The organism is Patescibacteria group bacterium, from assembly GCA_028707065.1.
Classification (GTDB): Bacteria; Patescibacteriota; Patescibacteriia; order Patescibacteriales; family WJLG01; genus JAQTUZ01.
The window spans coordinates 14,257-32,737 of sequence record JAQTUZ010000011.1 but is presented as its reverse complement, the minus strand read 5'-3'; the positions used below and the strand labels follow the sequence as shown (position 1 = coordinate 32,737).

19 protein-coding genes and 2 tRNA genes are annotated in these 18,481 nt (G+C 44.3%); 3 read left to right on the top strand and 18 right to left on the bottom strand.

The annotated features are described in order from the left end of the window. Positions 1-14 precede the first annotated feature (14 nt). Entirely contained in the window at positions 15-1,385 is a 1,371-nt protein-coding gene (locus PHE24_04425) for a replication-associated recombination protein A (protein MDD4902357.1), read from the top strand. Between the two features lie 96 nt (positions 1,386-1,481). Here the strand turns inward: PHE24_04425 and PHE24_04420 are convergent, their stop codons facing one another. The 8 genes from PHE24_04420 to PHE24_04385 form a co-directional block, all read right to left on the bottom strand. Then, a complete protein-coding gene (locus tag PHE24_04420) occupies positions 1,482-1,784 on the bottom strand; it encodes a hypothetical protein (GenBank protein MDD4902356.1) in 303 nt (100 codons plus the stop codon). A gap of 107 nt (positions 1,785-1,891) precedes the next feature. After that, on the bottom strand, positions 1,892-2,266 hold the full coding sequence (locus PHE24_04415) for a hypothetical protein (GenBank protein MDD4902355.1): 375 nt from the start codon (positions 2,264-2,266) through the stop codon (positions 1,892-1,894). A 159-nt stretch (positions 2,267-2,425) separates the two neighbouring features. Continuing rightward, positions 2,426-3,721, bottom strand: coding sequence for an ABC transporter permease (locus PHE24_04410; GenBank protein ID MDD4902354.1), 1,296 nt, complete (start codon positions 3,719-3,721; stop codon positions 2,426-2,428). Positions 3,722-3,826: 105 nt separating this feature from the next. Then, positions 3,827-5,080, bottom strand: a complete 1,254-nt coding sequence (locus PHE24_04405) for an ABC transporter permease (protein ID MDD4902353.1) — start codon at positions 5,078-5,080, stop codon at positions 3,827-3,829. 41 nt (positions 5,081-5,121) lie between these two features. Further along, entirely contained in the window at positions 5,122-5,445 is a 324-nt protein-coding gene (locus PHE24_04400; protein ID MDD4902352.1) for a MazG nucleotide pyrophosphohydrolase domain-containing protein, read from the bottom strand. Between the two features lie 41 nt (positions 5,446-5,486). Further along, positions 5,487-6,200, bottom strand: coding sequence for an ABC transporter ATP-binding protein (locus PHE24_04395; protein MDD4902351.1), 714 nt, complete (start codon positions 6,198-6,200; stop codon positions 5,487-5,489). An 87-nt stretch (positions 6,201-6,287) separates the two neighbouring features. After that, the gene (locus tag PHE24_04390) at positions 6,288-6,557 is read right to left on the bottom strand and encodes a hypothetical protein (GenBank protein ID MDD4902350.1); all 270 of its coding nucleotides are present in this window, start codon (positions 6,555-6,557) and stop codon (positions 6,288-6,290) included. After that, positions 6,554-6,826 (bottom strand): hypothetical protein, encoded by a 273-nt coding sequence (locus tag PHE24_04385; protein ID MDD4902349.1) that lies wholly within the window; start codon positions 6,824-6,826, stop codon positions 6,554-6,556. Before PHE24_04385 ends, PHE24_04390 begins: the two co-directional genes overlap by 4 nt. A gap of 930 nt (positions 6,827-7,756) precedes the next feature. On the opposite strand from PHE24_04385, the gene PHE24_04380 reads away from it, so the two are divergent. Next, complete coding sequence (locus tag PHE24_04380) at positions 7,757-7,990, top strand: acyl carrier protein (GenBank protein ID MDD4902348.1); 234 nt, start codon at positions 7,757-7,759, stop codon at positions 7,988-7,990. Between the two features lie 115 nt (positions 7,991-8,105). Here the strand turns inward: PHE24_04380 and PHE24_04375 are convergent, their stop codons facing one another. The 10 genes from PHE24_04375 to PHE24_04330 all read right to left on the bottom strand — a co-directional run bounded on the left by PHE24_04375 (position 8,106) and on the right by PHE24_04330 (position 14,783). Then, the gene (locus PHE24_04375) at positions 8,106-9,971 is read right to left on the bottom strand and encodes a VanW family protein (GenBank protein ID MDD4902347.1); all 1,866 of its coding nucleotides are present in this window, start codon (positions 9,969-9,971) and stop codon (positions 8,106-8,108) included. A gap of 80 nt (positions 9,972-10,051) precedes the next feature. Beyond that, positions 10,052-10,246, bottom strand: coding sequence for a hypothetical protein (locus PHE24_04370; GenBank protein ID MDD4902346.1), 195 nt, complete (start codon positions 10,244-10,246; stop codon positions 10,052-10,054). Between the two features lie 35 nt (positions 10,247-10,281). After that, positions 10,282-10,695: an Hsp20/alpha crystallin family protein gene (locus PHE24_04365; GenBank protein ID MDD4902345.1), complete on the bottom strand. Its 414-nt coding sequence runs from the start codon at positions 10,693-10,695 to the stop codon at positions 10,282-10,284. A gap of 185 nt (positions 10,696-10,880) precedes the next feature. After that, positions 10,881-11,159: a hypothetical protein gene (locus tag PHE24_04360; protein ID MDD4902344.1), complete on the bottom strand. Its 279-nt coding sequence runs from the start codon at positions 11,157-11,159 to the stop codon at positions 10,881-10,883. 63 nt (positions 11,160-11,222) lie between these two features. After that, positions 11,223-11,537: a hypothetical protein gene (locus PHE24_04355; GenBank protein MDD4902343.1), complete on the bottom strand. Its 315-nt coding sequence runs from the start codon at positions 11,535-11,537 to the stop codon at positions 11,223-11,225. Between the two features lie 10 nt (positions 11,538-11,547). Then, on the bottom strand, positions 11,548-11,859 hold the full coding sequence (locus tag PHE24_04350; GenBank protein ID MDD4902342.1) for an RNHCP domain-containing protein: 312 nt from the start codon (positions 11,857-11,859) through the stop codon (positions 11,548-11,550). A 106-nt stretch (positions 11,860-11,965) separates the two neighbouring features. Then, positions 11,966-12,955 (bottom strand): DKNYY domain-containing protein, encoded by a 990-nt coding sequence (locus PHE24_04345; GenBank protein ID MDD4902341.1) that lies wholly within the window; start codon positions 12,953-12,955, stop codon positions 11,966-11,968. Positions 12,956-13,133: 178 nt separating this feature from the next. Continuing rightward, a tRNA-Val gene (locus PHE24_04340) sits at positions 13,134-13,210 on the bottom strand. 118 nt (positions 13,211-13,328) lie between these two features. Next, a tRNA-Ile gene (locus PHE24_04335) sits at positions 13,329-13,405 on the bottom strand. Positions 13,406-13,610: 205 nt separating this feature from the next. Continuing rightward, positions 13,611-14,783, bottom strand: a complete 1,173-nt coding sequence (locus PHE24_04330) for a DHH family phosphoesterase (GenBank protein MDD4902340.1) — start codon at positions 14,781-14,783, stop codon at positions 13,611-13,613. 398 nt (positions 14,784-15,181) lie between these two features. Here PHE24_04330 and PHE24_04325 point away from each other — a divergent pair, with 398 nt between their 5' ends. After that, complete coding sequence (locus PHE24_04325) at positions 15,182-18,370, top strand: class I tRNA ligase family protein (GenBank protein MDD4902339.1); 3,189 nt, start codon at positions 15,182-15,184, stop codon at positions 18,368-18,370. Positions 18,371-18,481 lie beyond the last annotated feature (111 nt).

Genomic DNA, 18,481 nt, shown 5'->3' with positions numbered 1-18,481 from the left:
AAAATTTGGTAAATATGATGAAGAAAACCAATCAACCAATTTACGCCGGCATGCCCTTGGCCGCCCGCTTAAGACCCAAGGATTTAGGCGGTTTTGTCGGCCAGGAAAAGATTATCAAGCCGGGAAGCTTTTTATATAAAGCCATCGAAGCCGATGAAGTGCCGTCGCTAATTTTTTGGGGTCCGCCCGGATCAGGCAAAACCACTTTAGCCGCGATCATCGCCAATAAGACCGGCGCGGATTTTATTGAATTCTCCGCCGTCGAGTCGGGGAAAAGCGAACTTAAAGAAGTGATCAAGCGCGCCGAAGAAAATAAACGGCTGGGGCAAAAAACGATCTTGTTCATCGACGAGATCCATCGCTGGAACAAGGCCCAGCAGGACGCGCTCTTGCCCCATGTCGAGCGCGGGACTTTAACTTTGATCGGCGCCACTACGGAAAATCCCAGCTTTGCCGTTAACTCAGCTTTGCTTTCGCGCACCAAGGTCGTGGTTTTGGAAAGATTAACCGAAGAAGAATTAAAAAAAATAATCAAGCATGGCGCGAAAGAATTAAAAGTAAAAATTTCCGATGATACGCTGGCTTTGCTCGCCCATTTATCCAACGGCGATGCCCGGACCGGTCTAAATATTTTGGAAGCTTGCTCGAAAGTGATAACACACCCCGCCTCGCCGGGCTCGGCACCCCTCTCAAGAGGGGACTTTTCCGAAAAAGGAGATCACAAAAAATCCCCTCTAAAAAGAGGGGTGGCCGCGCCGCGCGGACGGCTTGCCCCGCGAAGTTCTGCGGAGCAGAACGAAGTGGGGGGTGTGTTAAATGAAATCACTGACGAACTCGTCAAGGAAGTAATCGCTCATCCAAATCTCTTATATGATAAAACCGGCGAGGAGCATTACAATATTATTTCCGCTTTGCATAAATCTTTAAGAGGCGGCGATGCGGATGCGGCCTTGTACTGGCTGGCGCGGATGCTGGTGGCCGGCGAGGATCCGATTTATATTGCCCGCCGCTTAATCAGGTTCGCTTCGGAAGATGTCGGCTTGGCCAACAACAGCGCCCTGATGCTCGCGACTTCGGTTTGGGACGCCTGCAAAAATCTCGGCTTGCCCGAATGCAAAGTTCACTTGGCGCAATTGGTAATTTATCTGGCCAAATCGCCGAAAAGTATTGATGCTTATCTGGCTTATGGGCAGGCGGAAAAAGACGCGACCGAGCTGGGCAACCTGCAAGTGCCGCTGGCCATCCGCAACGCGCCGACTAAATTGATGAAAGATTTAAATTATGGCAAAGATTATAAATATACGCCATTGGAGGATTCGACCGGGCAGGAATATTTTCCGGAAGAATTGAAAGGCAGAAAATATCTTAGATCAAATAAGAAATAAGAAAGCCTGCCCGCGGACGCGCGGCGCGGCCAGAGAAGAGATAATAAATAAAAAAAGGCCAGCTATTTTGCTGGCTTTTGTGTTCTTGTTGTAAATTTAGATCGAAGAAACATCCGGTCTGGTTGCAACACCCTCGGCGATCTCTGACGCTGATGGCGGATTGGCCAGGGGCGACTCAGCATGACCCTTGGCGCCGGGGTAGCAAGAAACATGTTTCTTCGACAGGGGCAATTCCCGTCCCAGAACGTTCTTGCCGTCGATTTTGAGAATGGCGTGAATATTTCTGATCGGGATGCTGACGACATTGACCCCTGTCGAGCGGCCGATAACCGCTCCGTCTTTGATTTGAAAGCCGGGCCGGACATCTGCTTTCCCGCCACCGTTAAGTTCAACGACCATGTCAAGTCCCTTTTCGCTGATTAGCTTGAGAACTTGCTCGACCGTACGGTGCTCCGGAATGAAAACTCCCATAAGAAACCTCCTTGAAAGAGAAAAATGATTTTGTATTAAACAAGCGCTACTTTAAGATCTTTTTTGACTCCAGCGGGATTAATCGCCTCTTTGGCGATTTTAACCGCATCGCCTTTTTGATGATGTTTGTGAATAAGGGGGTAATATCCGCCCTCGCCGAAAAGAATAATCGCCGCGTTGTTTTGCTTGAACCGCAGCGCGACATTCGCGGCCACGCCGATCACTTCGAGCAACTCCGGGCTTTCGGTATTAAGCATGCCATAAAATTTTATCGCGTGCTCGTCGCCCGATTTTGTGTCAGTTTTTTCGTTGCCGGAGATTTTGCCGTAAGCCACGGCATTAAGAAGGTCTGTCTGGATCGGTGTCTTATTTAGCAGGCAATTTTTCAGATAAAGATTAAGATCTTCCATTTTCTATTCCTCCGAAAGAAGTTTATTGTTGAATATTCGGATAAAAATGAACCTTGATTATCATATAACATTTATAATAAAAAGTCAATAGCAATTAGTGATAAATATTTAATATTAGCTATTATTTTAACTAATTTATCATCCATTATTGATCATTTATCATTCGTTTCTCAAGGCCACGATCGGGTCAAGGCGGGCGGCTTTGCGCGCCGGCAAGAGGCCGAAGAGAACTCCGCAGATAACCGAGAAAGCCAGAGCCACGGCAAAAGCCTGCGGCGGTACGTCAAAAACCCAATCGATCCCCTGGCTTTTGGCGCCCACTGAAACTAAAAAGGAAATGGCCACGCCTAAAACAATGCCGACCAAGGTGGCAAAAAAAGTGACCAAGACCGATTCGGCCAAAAATTGCCCGATGATATCGTGATAGCGGGCGCCGACCGCTTTGCGCAAACCGATCTCGGCCGTGCGCTCGCTGACTACGACATACATAATATTCATTACGCCCACTCCGCCGACGATCAGGGAGATGGCCACGATGGCTAAAAGCAAGATTGTCAGAGCGTTAGTGACTGTTTCTAACATTTTGACCATTTCCTTCATGGTGGTGATGCGGAAATCGTCTTTATTGGTGGTTGCCTGGCCCGTAGCCGGGTCAATGTCCGGAGTGATATGATGCGAGTCGCGCAAAATTCCCGTGATCTGCTGGGCAGTGACATCAGCTTGCGCGGAATCTTTCACTTCGTGGACCATATACATGACATAATTGATGCCGAGCACTCTTTTTTGCATGGTGCGGAGCGGCAGATAGACATAAGTATCGAAATCCAGGCCGGCGCTGGCCGCGCCCCGGGATTTCATCACGCCGATCACGGTGTATTTCAATTTGCCGATCTTTACTTCCTGTCCTACGGCCGCGGAATCTCCGAATAGGTCGGTTTTGACTTTGGAGCCGATCACCACGACTTTCGCCAGCGTCCGGTCTTCAGTATCGGTAAAAAAACGGCCTTCTCCGACTTTGCTTTGGTCGATATTGATAAAGCTGGCGTTGGCGCCGAAGAGGGTGATGATCTTTCTCTGGCTGGCAAAAGTGATCTGCTCCTGGCCCATGATTGCTCCGTAGCTCGCTATGACATTGGGCAATTTATTTATTTTATCCATGTCCTCAAGAGTCAGGGTGGTGATCTGCGTGCCCATCACCAAACTGATGCCGGAACTGATCTCGCCGCCGGTCCCGGATTTTTTCTTGTCTACCGGAACCTTGATCTCCGTTTCGATGATATTAGTGCCGAAGGAAGCGATCTGGTTATAAAGCAAGCCGTTGACCGCCGCTCCGGCCGAGAAAATTATCATGATGCTGGTCACGCCGATGACGATGCCGAGCAAAGTTAAAAACGTCCGAACCTTATTCGACGACATTGACTTGAGCGATAGTTTGGAGAGGCCGTAGATATTCACAATTATATTGTAATACTAATGAATACGAATACATACTAATATAACGAATGCTTGCTAAAAACATATTCGAAATTAGTATGTATTCGTATGGCATTCGTATTACATTTATTCGTAGCGTAGCGCTTCCACCGGATCAAGCTTGGAAGCGCGGCCGGCCGGATAGCTGCCGAAGATCAGGCCGATGGTGGCGGAAACGCCGATGGCGATAACGATGGAAAATAAGGTGATGGAAAATTGCCAATCATAACCCAAGCTCCTGATAATTAAAGTGGCGACGAAAGATAAAAGCGTGCCGACGATGATGCCGATGATCCCGCCCAAAGTGGTGATGATTATCGCTTCGATTAAAAATTGCGTAATGATATTGGTACTGGAAGCGCCGACCGCTTTGCGCAGGCCGATCTCGCGGGTTCGCTCGTTCACCGCGACTAACATGATATTCATAATGCCGATGCCGCCGACCAAGAGCGAAAGTCCGGCCATGGCGGTTAAGAAAAATTTCAAGGCATTGGTGACTGTTTCAATCAAGGTCAAGGCGTCGGCGCTGTTGCGGACATTGAAATCATCGGTGTTTCCCGATTGGTCGGTGATATCATGGCGGGTGCGCAGGATCATTTTTATTTCATTGACCGTTTCCGCCATGCGGCTTTCATTGCCGACCGAGGCGCGGATGAAATTCAAGTAATCAATACCCAGGATCGTCTTGCGCATAGTCTGGTTGGGGATGATGATCAGATCGTCATAATCCTGGATTAGGATTTTGCCGCGTTTTTTCATGACGCCGATGACTTGAAAAATATGGTTAGCGATCTTGATATTGGCGCCGATCGCGGGCGAATCGCCGAAGAGCTCTTTTTTCACCAGATCGCCTAACACGGCGACCTTGGCTGAACTTTGGTTATCTGTGTCGGTTAAAAACCGGCCGTCGGCCAATTCTCCGCCCTCGACCGTAAAATAATCGCCGGCTATGCCTTGGACAGTCGTGGTATAAGAAATGTTGTGATAGCTGACGGTTTCCGAAGAATTGTCATAGGCCACCGCGCCGGAAATATAAGGCAGGTCGGGATTATTGCGCAAGGCTTGCATATCATCATATTTGAGCGTGGTGACCACGATGCCGAAAGCCGAAGCTGGCGGGCCGTTGGCTTCGGCCTTGCCCGGCAGAATTCCGATCTTGTTGGTGCCAAAGGTTTTAATTTGGTTGATAATCAGACCCTGCGCCCCGGCTCCGAGCGACATGATCATAATTACCGCGGCCACGCCGATGATGATCCCGAGCATGGTTAAAAAACTTCTCGTTTTATTGGCGAGAAGGGAAGACAGCGAAGCCTTGGCGCATTGTCTAATGAAGCTAAACATTTAAAGTAAAAAGTAATAAGTAAAAAGTAAAAATTAAATAATTAACCGCGAGATTTTTTGTTATAACGTTTATTTATTTTTTCCATCTTTTGTTTTAAGGATTTTTCGATATCAATTTTCATGGTTTCCGCAAGCAGTAAAGTTGTTATTATTACATCCGCAAATTCTCCCGGTAAATTGCCCACATCATGTTTATCCAGCTTGTCTTTTCTTTGCAAGGAATTAAAACTTAATACTTCATCGCATAGCTCGCCTAATTCTTCGGTAAGTTTTACCGTTCTGACAAGCATGCGCTTTTCTTCGTCCGCATAGTTGCCATAATGTTTTTTCAGTCTCAAATCTTCCTTTTTGATAAATTTTTTCAAGTCATCTAGTTGCATATTTTTAACTTTTTACTTATTACTTTTTACTTTAGGATGCCATTCCCATCGCCCCTTCGTTTATTGTGGACTTTATCATCGCCGATGATCTCGCCGTCGCGGATCTTGATGATCCGGTCGGCATATTCGGCCGTGGCGGTTTCGTGGGTGACTAAAATGATCGTATGGCCATCGTCATTCAATTTTTGGAAAATTTCCATCACTTGGATGCCGGATTTAGAGTCCAAATTTCCCGTCGGTTCGTCGGCGAAGATAACTTCCGGTTCATTGACTAAGGCGCGGGCGATCGCCACCCGCTGCTTTTCGCCGCCAGAGATCTGATTAGTGAAATATCCCAGGCGATGGCCCAGGCCGACCGATTCCAAAACTTGGCGGGCGCGGGCATCGGGGTCATTTTTTTTCTCCGAATACAAAAGCGGCAGTTTTACATTTTCTAAAACGGTCGTGCGCGGCAGCAGATTAAAAGACTGGAAAACAAACCCGATTTTTTCGTTGCGCAGCCTGGCCAGCTCGTTATCGTCCAGATTTTCTACGTTGCGGTTGTCAAATTTGTAAATTCCGCCGCTTGGCCTTTCCAGCAAGCCGAGAATATGCATTAAGGTTGATTTGCCCGAGCCGCTTGGGCCCATGATCGAAACAAATTCGCCCTTGTTAATTTCAAAATTAAGGCCGTGCAGCACGCTGGTGACCACGTCTTCGTTGTGATATTCTTTGACCAAATTTTTTACCTCAATTAGCATTGTTTTATTAATATTATAATGATTATATTATATCATAAATTAAAAAAGAGGGCTTGCCGGAAATGCCCTCTTTATCTGACTTTAAAATCATGATCGTTTACCGTTCATTTTTATTTCTCCGCCGGAAATCAAGGCCTTGATAATTGATAAGACCATGAGAAATAAAAAAATAATCCAAAGAACGATAAAAACAAGCAGAAAATCCAACGGCCAAAAAATATGGAAAGGAAAATGACTTTTAGCCGCCAACCCGCTGAGCAAAAGGCTGATAATAAAAACCTTGAACAAAAACGGATCCATTACTATGGTGCCGATGATGACTAAAAGTTCCTGCGCCAACACTTTTAAAAAGTTCATGGCACCTCCTTTTCCAGCAGGATCATTGACACAAATGGGCCGATTTTAGTTGTTGCGTCGCATTGGCCGGTAGAAATATTTCCCCCGCCCATTGGCCAACCATTTTTAATTTCCCAGCCCACGTCGAGCAATTCCTGCAAAGAAATTTTTTGCCATTGCTTGTTTTCCGATTGAGCAGAAACTTCTTCAAGACAAGAAACTTTCTTAAATCCTTCCCGGCTTCCGTTTTCCACACACAATTGGATGATGACAACTTTTTGTTTTTTCAATTTTCACCCCCTTTTGTTTTTTAAATTCTATCCGAACCGATGATCATTGTCAACTTAATTTGGTCTAAATAGGCTAAAATTTGCCCTAAAGGCGGAGAAATATCTGGTTAAAATCATTTAATTTTAGCCGATTTTTTAAATAAAGCCTAAAATTAGGTTTTTTTGGCCACAATAGCACTTGACAATTATTTATTGGTGTGATATTATATTAAGATTTTCTGAAAGTGTCTGTTGATTATTTACAGTAATGATCTGTTGGTAATTTTAAAAAATTTTAAATCCGAAAATGAACATCCGAATATTCGTAGATTTGGATGCATTCGTAGATTAGGATTATCATCAAGGCCGGTTGAAACGGGGTAGGCACGACAAGCATGGGGATTTTCACTTAGGATTTTTGGGCCTGGTTGTGTTTGAAACTTTTTTAACAAGTTTCAATGTTTCCGAAATTTATTTTGGAAAGATGTGACGATAAAACGTCGCTAACAGAACCAGGCTCGAAGAACCCTAACGAAAATTTTCTTGCCTTCCCGTTTGAGCCGGGCTTAGACCGGATTTCGGATGTCAGATATCAGATATCGGATAAAACAGAAAAAGCCGTCTTTAGGGCGGTTTTTTGTTTGGCTTAAAGCATTGACAGAAAATTATTTAGGGTTTATTATGAGATAATTATCTGATTGATCTTTTTTAGCTTTTTAAAATGAGATGGTTACAAAACTATTTTGTAACGAAATTTAGATATTTTCAGCCGAGACGAGGAAAACCAGCAAAATGATTTGAGCCGTAATAACATTACGGTGAAAATCATTTTGCGCCAGTTTGACGAAGTATCGGCTGAAAATAGCAAATTGCAGTAAAAATAATTTTGTAACCATCTCAATCTATCCCGATCAATTTTTCACCTAAACCTCAAGAAGAGGAGGCGCCATGTTGGAAAAGGAACAGAAGATCAAAAAAATTATTGTCGAAAAGCTGGGAGTAGCAGAAGACAAAGTAACCCCGCAGGCCAGCATCGTTGATGATTTAGGAGCGGATTCGCTCGACCAAGTCGAATTGATCATGGCCATTGAGGATGAGCTTCAAATCGAGATTCCGGACGAAGACGCGGAAAAAATCCAAACCGTCAAGGATATTTTCGACTTTGTCGAAAATGCCACCAAATAAGCTCAAAATAATGTTTAATACAAGCGGTTTGCCCCCTCCGGCAGCCGCTTTTTTATGTTGCTGACCCAAAAAATAAAAAAGAGGGATCAAGCGAGCCTTCTTTTTATAATTATCATTATTTTACCGGAATAGCGGCCGGCGTTGAAGTGGATAATTTTTCCACGCCGATCAGGCAGACTTCGCGCCAGGGAACGTAATGGGATTTGAAGCGTTTTTCCGCGATCGTGCCGTCGGGATAAGTGACTTTGTAATCAAAAAAGGCATCGGCGCCGTTATGGGCGCGTTCGGTGCATTTTTTTTGGCCGGGCGGCAGACTTAAAGTTTCGGTATATTTGGTCGGCAGAGGCTTGACGATATTATAAATGGTCGGGGCGGTTTGCTCGACGACGCGCCCGTCTTTCGTCCCCCAAAAATCAAAATACAGATCAGTGCCGCTGGAATGGGTTTGGATCAGCACGTAATTCGGCGAGTCATTGATAAAGCGCAAATCAGGCCAGGGCTGATAGATCGTGGCATCGGTGCCGGCCGGCTCGTAATAGACGACGCGATAAGAATGAGCTTGGCGGGCGGTAATGGGGAAGCCGGAAGCCAGCGCGGCGCGGAAAACGGTCGTGCCGATCTGGCATAAGCCGCCGCCGTATTGCGCCACGGTTTTATCGCCCATGATCGTCATTTCCGGCAGATAGCCGGTGGCGGCGGTGACTTCGCCCAGGGAACTGTCAGTGGAAAATTCCGTTCCCGGCGCGATGAGAATTCCGTTCAAGAAAGCGGCGCCCACCCCGATGTTATGAACGCGATTTTTGGGCGAGCCGGCAAAATTGGAATGGCCGGTGCCGATGATCTCGGTGATGCCCAGATTGTTGGTTTGGTCGGCCGTGATCGCGCTCGTTACCGTGGCCACGGCGATCGTCACCGTATTTTTTCCTCCAGCCAAGAAATCGGTTTTTAAATTTTGGCAAGTCCGGTCCAAGTCGATTTTTTTGCCGTTTCGGCTATTGACGAATTGGACCACTTTTCCGTCTTTGATCTCGAAGCGCGCGTCAGTCGGCGGCACCTCGATTTGCGGCGCCGCCTTTTGTTTCAGGTAATCATTGATTTTATTTTCGTCCAAACCCAGAACGAGTTCGCTGCCGGTGGCGCGGCCGACCATTAGCCAATCGGCGAATTGTTCTTTGGCTACCGGCCATTTTTTATCAGCATAGACCAAGGTTAAGGCGGCATTATCCAAGAATTTTTGCGCATCAACCGCAAACGGCTCAAGCTCTTTTTTGTTAATGTCCGGATAACCCTTGGCGGAGAATAATTCGATCGGCGAGTTATCCAGTTTTTCCAGATTGGTTTTCATTTTAAGCAGCGCCTGGTCATAATCAAACTGATAGCCCAGCTTTTCGTCGGTTACTCCCAAAACAATTTCTTTTTTTTCCGATCGGACCGTGGTGGTGGCGAAGAGCTTGGCGTTTTCCGCGGGCGCCGCGAACTGGCCGAAATTGTCGACCAGCATTTTTTTGATCAGCTCGTCGTCAGAGGAAAAAAAAGAGAAAATTTTCCAGCCGCTAAGCGCGGCGCGCAGCTGTGCCGCGGTATTATGGTAAATTCCTTGGCCGCGGCCGACGCTCAAGGCGCGCTCGATTATATCATCAGTGTTAAAAGTGATGATTTGCAGGGCGATATCGCCGTTAAAAGAGGAAATTATCGGCATGATCGTCGCTCCATTTTCGCCGTAATTGAATTTTAAGCCGTTTTGATTGATGTCGTTGATCTTGGCTTCCAGGATATTTTTCGCCTCAGCGGCGGTTTTTCCGCCTAAGCGGATTTGGCCGATGCTCACGCCCGGATAAATTTTGTTCTGATAATATTCTTCAAAAATCAGATATGACGCGGCAACCAGATCGGCTAAAATAAAAAAAACAGCCACCGAGTATAGCGGCCAATGCCGGTGAAGTTTATTTGTTTCAGTCATTTCTTGAGAATGGGAAAACATATTGAATTATGGTGATTGCTTAATTGTCTCATTGCCACATTGTTACGCAACGAAAATAGTAAGATTAGCAATGTAACAATTTAACCCCGATCTAATATTTCATTTAAAATATCCTTGGCCAAATTATCCTCCTCGCCGACAGAGAAAGTTATCTTATCGTTTTTTTTAGCGCCGAGAGGCAATTTGTCTATGGGCCAATTGATTATTTTTCCTCCGCCGTCATTAAGAGTGGCTTCATCATCCTCAATTTTATCAATATTAAAAATAAACTTCATGAAAAAAACTTTAATACTTTATAACTTTCTTACTTTTAACTTTTAACTTTAACTCCCACCTTACCAGCCTTTTTAACCTTTTTTAAAGTGATAGTCAAGACCCCGTTTTCCAGCGAGGCGTCGATCTTTTTGGCGTCCACTTCAACCGGCAAGATGACCGAACGGGAAAATGAGCCCCAATAGCATTCCTGATAGAGATAATCCCGCCCTTCTTTTTCCGCCTCGTCATGGCGTTTGCCGCGGATCGTTAGCATATCATTATCGATAGTGATATCCAGATCGTCCGGTTTGACGCCGGCAATGGTGGATTTGATAATGATATTTTTTTCCGTTTCGTAAACGTCGATCGATAATTGCCCTTCCTCGAAATCTTCCGGCTGCCAGGCATGCGGTTTTTCGGGCGCGTTTTGCAGATCCTGGCCCGACCCCTTTTTAAATAGCTTGAACATAATATTAATTTGTCATTGCGAGCGCCTCGCGAAGCAATCCCGTCGGAGCTGCTTTGTCGCTGCTTCCCCTCGTAATGATCGAATTGTTTTTACGTCCATATTATATAATTTTTAGCCATTTTAAGCAAGAAAAAATCGGAAGCCGTTAGGACTTCCGATGTCATATTTGCCGTGAAACAATAATTTTATTGGATGCGTTGCGGCCGGACGACAGTCACGTCGCCGCTTTTGGAAATCGAGAGCAAGACGATAGCTTCCTCGGTTTTTATCAGGAAGAAGCTATTCACCTTTTGCAGATTATGAGTTACGACTTTAACATCCGGAATCGTGATAATCAGCGAAATGGTGAAAGTCTCGTTAGTGATCCTCTCGATATATCCCGACGGACCGCCGGCACAAAAGATCGGATCATTCGGAGAAATTTTTTCCAAAAAACCGCCGGCACCGATCGGTTCGATATTCATTACACCTCCTGATTAGATGGTGAAAATTTTGATTTGGGACATTTCCGTTTTTTGGGGTCAGAATCACTTTTTCTCCACCAGTGGCTGGATGTCTCGCCACTTTTTTCTATGCAAAGAGACGATAAAGGTATCCACGCCGTTTCTTTGGGCAACGAGCTGCACGCAGCCGTCAGTTTCCAGGAAAAAGAAGGCATCCTTTCTCCTGATATGGGCGGTAGCGGCCGTTCTGGACATTCGGATGTTTATGTCCATCCCCATTTCGGCAATCTTTCCGATGCCCTCAATTTCTCCGTATAATCCGCCGCGCGACAAGAGCATGTCTCCCTTAAAGATTAATTGGGCGAACACGTCAAAGGTTATTACTCCGGCTGCCGCCATAAATTCCTCCTTAGATGGTGAAGATTTTATTTTTCGAAAGTTCGATTACTTTTTTTATATTGTCTTTCTTGGTTATTTTGTTTTTACGAATGTGCTTGCACTTGGCACACTGTTGTGTCAGAACATATTCTCCTTTTTTAAGCTCGATGTCAATCGGCTTCATCAGTCCGCCGCATTCGGCTGCCCGGTCGCCCGGATTGATGTCGACATGCTTGCTCCAAAGGCAAACCGGGCAATGGTTGGTGTAGCCGTTGCCTTTTACTTTCGCCCCGCAATTCTCGCAGACAAAATCCTCGATTTTTCGTTGAAATTTTCTAGGCATAAAAAAGTTAAAAATTAAAATTAGACCAGGTGTGTTTTTATATTTTTATTTTTCGAACTGATTATTTTTTCGTGTAGTATGTTTTATTTTTTAAATTGTTTTGTTATTATTTTGCTACTTTGAAAGATGCGGGGTCTGCCCACTCCACAATTTTGTCGTTATGGTATACGTAATTTTTGTCCTTTGTATAGTAATTAAAAGCGTCGCCATCGATAAGCTGGAAGGTCTCCGGGTCGGCACCTTGAATGATTAAATCATTAAAATAAATATTATTTTTGTCTTTTTCGTAAACAATATTATCACTTATTCTTTTTATAACTTCAAAGGTTGATGGGTCGGCTTCAGGAATGATTTTGTTATGTAGGTATACGTTATTTTTGTCAGCAGTGTACCAATATTCCATAATTCTGAAAGTATTGCCATCAGCGCCTGGAAGTATCGAACCGTTAGTATAAACATTTTTGTTATCTTTGGCGTAGTCAATTTTTGAAGCACCATAGTTAAGCTCTTTGATTACTTCAAAAGTTTCGGGATTGGCATCCGGAATGACGTTGCCGTTGTAGTACGCTTGTTTTTTATCGGTTGCGTAACCAAAATTAAACAAAGTAAAAGTTGAGGGATCAGCGCTTTGGATTACGACGTTATTAATATATACGTTATTTTTGTCTTTAGCATAGCTGGAAAATCCAATTGTTTTAATTAAAGTGAAGGTGGTTGGATCAGCTCCTTGCAACGCTTCAATGCCGTAGTAGACGTTATTTTTATCTTTTGCGTAATAACCGTTTACAGTTTTAAAAGTTTCCGGATCAGATTCTTTTATCCTGTTGCAGTAGTAATAAACATGATTTTTATCTTTAGCATAATAAAAAGCTGAATCGTCTGTTTTTTGGAAAGTTTTAGCATCTGCGCCTTGGATAACTGCATATGCTGGTTCATCGCAACCAAAAAAGCTACAATTTACAGCTTCTTTACAGTAAACGGTTTTAGAATTTTTTACATATACATCGCCAACTTTAACGAGCTTTGATTTCTTGAGGCTGTTGAGATGGTAATATGACAACCCGCTCAATCCAACGCCTGCATATTTTGGTATCATTATCCAATAAAATAGGCTAAAGATTGTGATAAAAATAAAAGATATAAAAATTATCAATCTTTTTATATTTTTTTTCGATTTTTTATAACATTGTTTGGGCATGCCTATAGTATATCAAAAGCACATTTTTATGTATAATTATATTAAAAAAACCACCTAAGCAGTGGCATTTTTATTTTGGTGGGCAATACTGGATTCGAACCAGTGGCCTTTACAATGTCAATGTAACGCTCTAACCAACTGAGCTAATTGCCCTTAATATTTTGTGTGCGTCCAGATGGATTCGCCCTGTCATTCGACAGGGCGCCACGTCGGATGACGTGGCGAACCATCGACCCCGGCTTTATCCCGCCACATTTTTCAAATTAGTAATTGGTGGGTGCGGATGGAGTTGAACCATCGACCCCGGCTTTATAAGAGCCGTGCTCTAACCAACTGAGCTACGCACCCAGGGTAGAAAAAACTTGAAAAATGTGGCGGGACAAGTAAGAGCCGTGATCCCCGCTACATCGGCCGAAGGCCGTGAGCGGGTCCGCGCGCGCCGTAGGCGACGTCGCGGATAACCAGCTGCAGCTTCAGGACGCTCTCATAATCCGAACGCATATAACAATAACCAATTTAACACGTAAAATCAGTTTTTTCAAGCCTAATTGATTTAAGCTGAATACTGATTTATTTTTTTATCGATTAGTTCGATTATTTCTTCCTTGATTTCTTCCAACTGTTTTTTGGTTTCGATCTCGACCATTTTTTCATCGCCTTTCGGGTTATAATCTTTGGTCAAGTCAAGCACGTTGATGTTTTTCGGGGAATGGACCAGGAAACTGGTGGTCAAATTTCCTGCCGCATCGGAAATTTCATAAAAAATTATGATTACTTTAGCTTCGGGAATATTGGCGATTAATTCGTCGATTATATCGTTCAAATCGTTCTTAGAAGTGTCGGTTTTGATGAAATCATTATTAGTGACGGCCGACCAGATGATTTGGCCGTTCTTGGCGTAAGTCAGGCGGGACAAGATTATTCCCCAAAGCTTCAGGACGCCGATGCCGCGGGAACGATATAATTTATTGACGATTTCTTCGCGGCGCGCATCTTTGGAAATCAGGGACGAAGTGGCTGCTAAAGTATCCGGCGTGACATTGGCGGTTTTGAAATTCTTAGTTTTGGAAATAATGCCGGTCAAAAGGCAGGTGGCAATATCTTCATCAATTAAATTTTCTTCATAAGAACTTAATAAAGAAAAAATAATTTCCGAAGTGGCAACCGCATTGATTTGCACCAAATTTATCTGGCCGAATTCTTCGTTGGAGGAGTGATGGTCGATATTGATGATCGGCGTGCTGTAAAAAAATTGGGTGTTCTCGGAAAAGATTTTTCCCAAAGATTCCATATCCGGCGTATCCAAGATGATGATCAGGTCATATTTGGCTCCTTCGGTTTCGATCTTCACGTCTTCTTCGGTGAAATTTCCTTTGGCCGGAGTGATGATGAATTTGGCCGCGCCGGATTCGAGGCGGTATTTTACGCCCTTGATTTTCGCTTTGCCCAAATTGAGCGAGATGACGAATTTATTCATCTCCCGGGCGATTCTTTTAATTTCGGCAAAGCCGGGCAAAAAGGAAAAAGCCTTGCTTTTTATTTCCATGGCCGTGCCGTCTTCAGATTTGCTGGAAATTATTTCTGCCTTCTTGCCGATTTTTTTCAGGAATAAATAAAACGCCAAAGCGCTGGCGATATTATCGCCGTTCCAATTGGAAGAAAAAGCGATCAAGATGTTTTTCGCCTTTTTTATCTGTTCGAAAATCTGCTGGTGCTGACTCAGCATTGGCTTTTTGTGCTGTTAATTCCCCTCCCCGGGAGGGGTGGCTGCGCCTCGCGGCCGGGGTGGGTTTCAATTAATTTTATTCAAAAATCTAATCTTATACTTAATTTATTAGGGTGTCAATAATAATTAAGCATCATTACATTATAATAAAAATTGGCTTAAAATACAACCTTCCCTGGAAAAATTCTTAATTTATAATCCACCGGCTGGCGGAACAATTTTAATTTATTTCGCCTTGCCAAAACCCCTTTGTTTTGATAATCTTATATTATAAAATAAAGGAAATATTAGCTGAATGCATTGATGGAAATGCGCGAAAAATCTTTTTTTCGATCCGGTTAGCGTTCGTAGTATTCGCGTAAAATTCGCAGTATTCGCATTGTATACCCAAGTTTATTATGAACAAAGAACTAGACAAACAGTACAATCCGGCCGATTACGAAGACGCAATTAATAAGGAATGGGAAGCTTCCGGTTTTTTTAATCCGGATAATTTGAAGTTGCCCGAAAACGCACCCGCCTACACAATAGTTTTGCCGCCACCGAACATCACCGATAAATTGCATGTCGGCCATGCGGTGATGGTTGCAGTAGAAGATTTGTTGATCCGCTATAAAAGAATGAACGGTTTTCGCGCGCTTTGGCTCCCCGGAACGGATCACGCGGCGATCGCCACGCAAAACGTCGTGGAAAAAAGATTATTCAAAGAAACCGGAAAAACGCGGCACGATTTAGGGCGCGAGGCTTTTTTGGCCGAAGTAAATAAATTTGCTGGAGTGACGCAGAAGACTATTTTGAATCAGATCAAAAAAATGGGCGCTTCTTTGGATTGGTCGCGCTTGGCCTTTACTTTGGATGAACAGCGCGGCAAGGCGGTCAAGAAAATGTTCATCGATATGTATAATGACGGCGTGATCTATCGCGGCGAGCGGGTGATCAATTGGTGTCCGCGCTGCCAATCGACTTTGGCTGATGATGAAGTCGAATATAAAGAGCAGACGGCGAAATTATATACTTTTAAATATTCCAAGGATTTCCCGATCGCGATTTCCACGACCAGGCCGGAAACGAAATTGGGCGATACGGCCGTGGCGGCAAATCCGTCCGATGAGCGCTATAAAAAATATATCGGGCAGACTTTTGAAGTTGATTTTGTCGGTGTGCCTTTAAAAATAAAAATTATCGCCGATCGGGGCGTGGAAAAAGATTTTGGCACGGGCGCTTTGGGCGTGACGCCGGCGCATTCGATGGTTGACTGGCAGATGGCGCAGAAAAACGAATTGCCGCTGGTCAAAGTTATTGATGAGGACGCGAAAATTCATCCGGGTTTTGGCGAATACTCCGGATTGCGCGCCTTGGAAGCCCGGGAAAAGATCGTTGAGCGCTTGCGCGAAGCCGGTTTACTGGAAAAAGAAGAGGATATCACTAATAATTTGTCGCAATGCTATCGCTGCGATACTTCAGTCGAGCCGATTCCGTCGAAGCAATGGTTTGTTGATGTTGATAAAAAATTAGATCGGCTGGGCGGAGAATCTTTAAAAGAAGTTGCCTTGGCCGTGGCAACCAGCGGAGAAATAAAATTTACTCCCGACAGATTCCGGGGCCAGTATGAAAATTGGATGTATAATCTGCATGATTGGTGCGTCTCGCGCCAGATCTGGTACGGCCATAGAATTCCCGCCTGGTATAAAAAAAATTCCCAAATTCCAAATTCCAAATTCCAAATTCCCGAAAATGAAGAAGTTTATGTGGGGGAAAATGCGCCGGAAGATAAAACCAATTTTGTTTTTTTGCATGGTTCATATCAATCGGTAGTTGGTAAGGATCCTTTGGCCTGGTTGAACGGTAAATTAAATCGCCCGGATAATTTTTGGCACGTGCTTCCGAATATCGACCAGCCCGATCGTCTTAAACAAGCTGAGTTTGTTTTAAAGAACGCCAAAATTAACGAGGATACCGTGATGGTGACTCATTCCCGTGGCGGCACGCTCGCGCTGAAACTGATCGAGGAGCATGATTTGAAAATAAAAAAATTAGTTTTAATTTCCCCGGCCTTAAAAACGCCCGTTAAGCTGGGACGAAAGAATTATGATAATCTGGTGATTGATTTTGCCAAGGTGAAAAAAAATGTCGGCGAAATCGTCTGCTTTCAGCCGGGGATTGATCATGCTGTCCCGCTGGAAGATCAGGAAGAGTTGGCTCGGTTGTTGGGCGCGAGAGTGATAAAAGTCCCCGAGGCCGCCTCGCACTTCAATGAATTAGAAAATCAAAAGATTTTGGAAGAACTGCAAAAGGACATTTGGACTCAGGATGAAGATACTCTGGACACTTGGTTTTCGTCAGGGATGTGGACCTTCTCGACTTTAGGCTGGCCGGATACTTATAAAGATGGGATAAAATCAGGCGATCTGGCCAAATTTCATCCAACGGCCGTGCTGGAAACCGGCTTTGAAATTTTGACGCTCTGGGTTTCGCGGATGATTCTGATGTCTTATTACGCTTTGGGCGAAAAGCCGTTTAGCGATGTTTATCTGCACGGGATGATCTTGGACGACAAGGGCAAAAAAATGTCTAAATCTAAAGGTAATGGCATTGATCCGCTGGACGTGATTGCCAAATACGGTACTGATTCTTTGCGTCTGGCCTTATTAATTGGCAGCACGCCGGGAAATAATTCGCGGATGTCCTGGGAGAGGATCGAGGCACAGCGTAATTTTGTGAATAAGCTTTGGAATGTCAGCCGTTATATTTTAAGCCGAGCAGAAGGAAATTTTAATCGAAAAGTCGATGTGAATAATTTAACCACCGCTGATATTTGGATCTCGTATCGGATCAATGACGCGGTTGCCGCCATCACCAAGGATATTGAATCATTTTCTTTTTCCCAAGCCGGTGAAAAATTGATCGATTTTGTCTGGAATGATCTGGCTGATTGGTATCTGGAAGCGAGTAAATTCGAAGACGGTGAAAATAATAAAGCCATCTTGCTGGAGATTTTACGCAAAGTCTTGAAACTCGCGCATCCTTTTGCTCCGTTCGTCACGGAAGTGATCTGGAAAAAATTCAATGATTCTTTATTGATGGTCGAGCCCTGGCCGATGCTTGGCACTGACGAACTCGAAGTCAGCAATAGTTTTGATTTGGCCAAAGAAGTTATCATGGCGATCAGAAACGCGCGCGCCGAAAATAAAGTTGAGCCGGCCAAAAAAGTCGAAGCGGTCATTTATGCCGGATCGGACGCGAAATTGATCAGGGAAAATGAAATTTTGATCAAGAGTCTGCGCACCGGGATCAGTGATCTGAAAATCTTGGCCAAAGGAGAGAAAATCCCCAATGCGATCTATGCCACGGTCGGCGGAATTGAGATTTATCTTTTGGGCGCGGTCGATGCGGCTAAGGAAAAAGCGCGTTTGGAAAAAGAGATTGCCAGTCTGGAAAAATTCGCCGCGGCTCTGCAGGGAAAATTATCCAACCAAGAGTTTATCGGCAAAGCGCCGGAAAAAGTCGTCGCCGTCGAAAAGGAAAAATTGGCCAAAGCACAGATTGAATTAGATAAGCTTAAAGAACAATTATTAGCTTTAAAATAAAAAAGCATTTTTTCTATTTTAGGGCAGTTAATTAGTTAATTGGTTAATTAGTTGAAGAATACCGAGCCCCTGTTTAATATAAAACTAATTAACTAATCAACCAATTAACTA

Excerpts from the sequence above, each read along its gene's own strand:
- PHE24_04425 (MDD4902357.1), top strand. The coding sequence starts at position 15 with ATGATGAAGAAAACCAATCAACCAATTTACGCCGGCATGCCCTTGGCC.
- PHE24_04420 (MDD4902356.1), bottom strand. The coding sequence starts at position 1,784 with ATGGTCGTTGAACTTAACGGTGGCGGGAAAGCAGATGTCCGGCCCGGC.
- PHE24_04415 (MDD4902355.1), bottom strand. The coding sequence starts at position 2,266 with ATGGAAGATCTTAATCTTTATCTGAAAAATTGCCTGCTAAATAAGACA.
- PHE24_04405 (MDD4902353.1), bottom strand. The coding sequence starts at position 5,080 with ATGTTTAGCTTCATTAGACAATGCGCCAAGGCTTCGCTGTCTTCCCTT.
- PHE24_04395 (MDD4902351.1), bottom strand. The coding sequence starts at position 6,200 with ATGCTAATTGAGGTAAAAAATTTGGTCAAAGAATATCACAACGAAGAC.
- PHE24_04390 (MDD4902350.1), bottom strand. The coding sequence starts at position 6,557 with ATGAACTTTTTAAAAGTGTTGGCGCAGGAACTTTTAGTCATCATCGGC.
- PHE24_04375 (MDD4902347.1), bottom strand. The coding sequence starts at position 9,971 with ATGTTTTCCCATTCTCAAGAAATGACTGAAACAAATAAACTTCACCGG.
- PHE24_04370 (MDD4902346.1), bottom strand. The coding sequence starts at position 10,246 with ATGAAGTTTATTTTTAATATTGATAAAATTGAGGATGATGAAGCCACT.
- PHE24_04365 (MDD4902345.1), bottom strand. The coding sequence starts at position 10,695 with ATGTTCAAGCTATTTAAAAAGGGGTCGGGCCAGGATCTGCAAAACGCG.
- PHE24_04360 (MDD4902344.1), bottom strand. The coding sequence starts at position 11,159 with ATGAATATCGAACCGATCGGTGCCGGCGGTTTTTTGGAAAAAATTTCT.
- PHE24_04355 (MDD4902343.1), bottom strand. The coding sequence starts at position 11,537 with ATGGCGGCAGCCGGAGTAATAACCTTTGACGTGTTCGCCCAATTAATC.
- PHE24_04350 (MDD4902342.1), bottom strand. The coding sequence starts at position 11,859 with ATGCCTAGAAAATTTCAACGAAAAATCGAGGATTTTGTCTGCGAGAAT.
- PHE24_04345 (MDD4902341.1), bottom strand. The coding sequence starts at position 12,955 with ATGATACCAAAATATGCAGGCGTTGGATTGAGCGGGTTGTCATATTAC.
- PHE24_04330 (MDD4902340.1), bottom strand. The coding sequence starts at position 14,783 with ATGCTGAGTCAGCACCAGCAGATTTTCGAACAGATAAAAAAGGCGAAA.
- PHE24_04325 (MDD4902339.1), top strand. The coding sequence starts at position 15,182 with ATGAACAAAGAACTAGACAAACAGTACAATCCGGCCGATTACGAAGAC.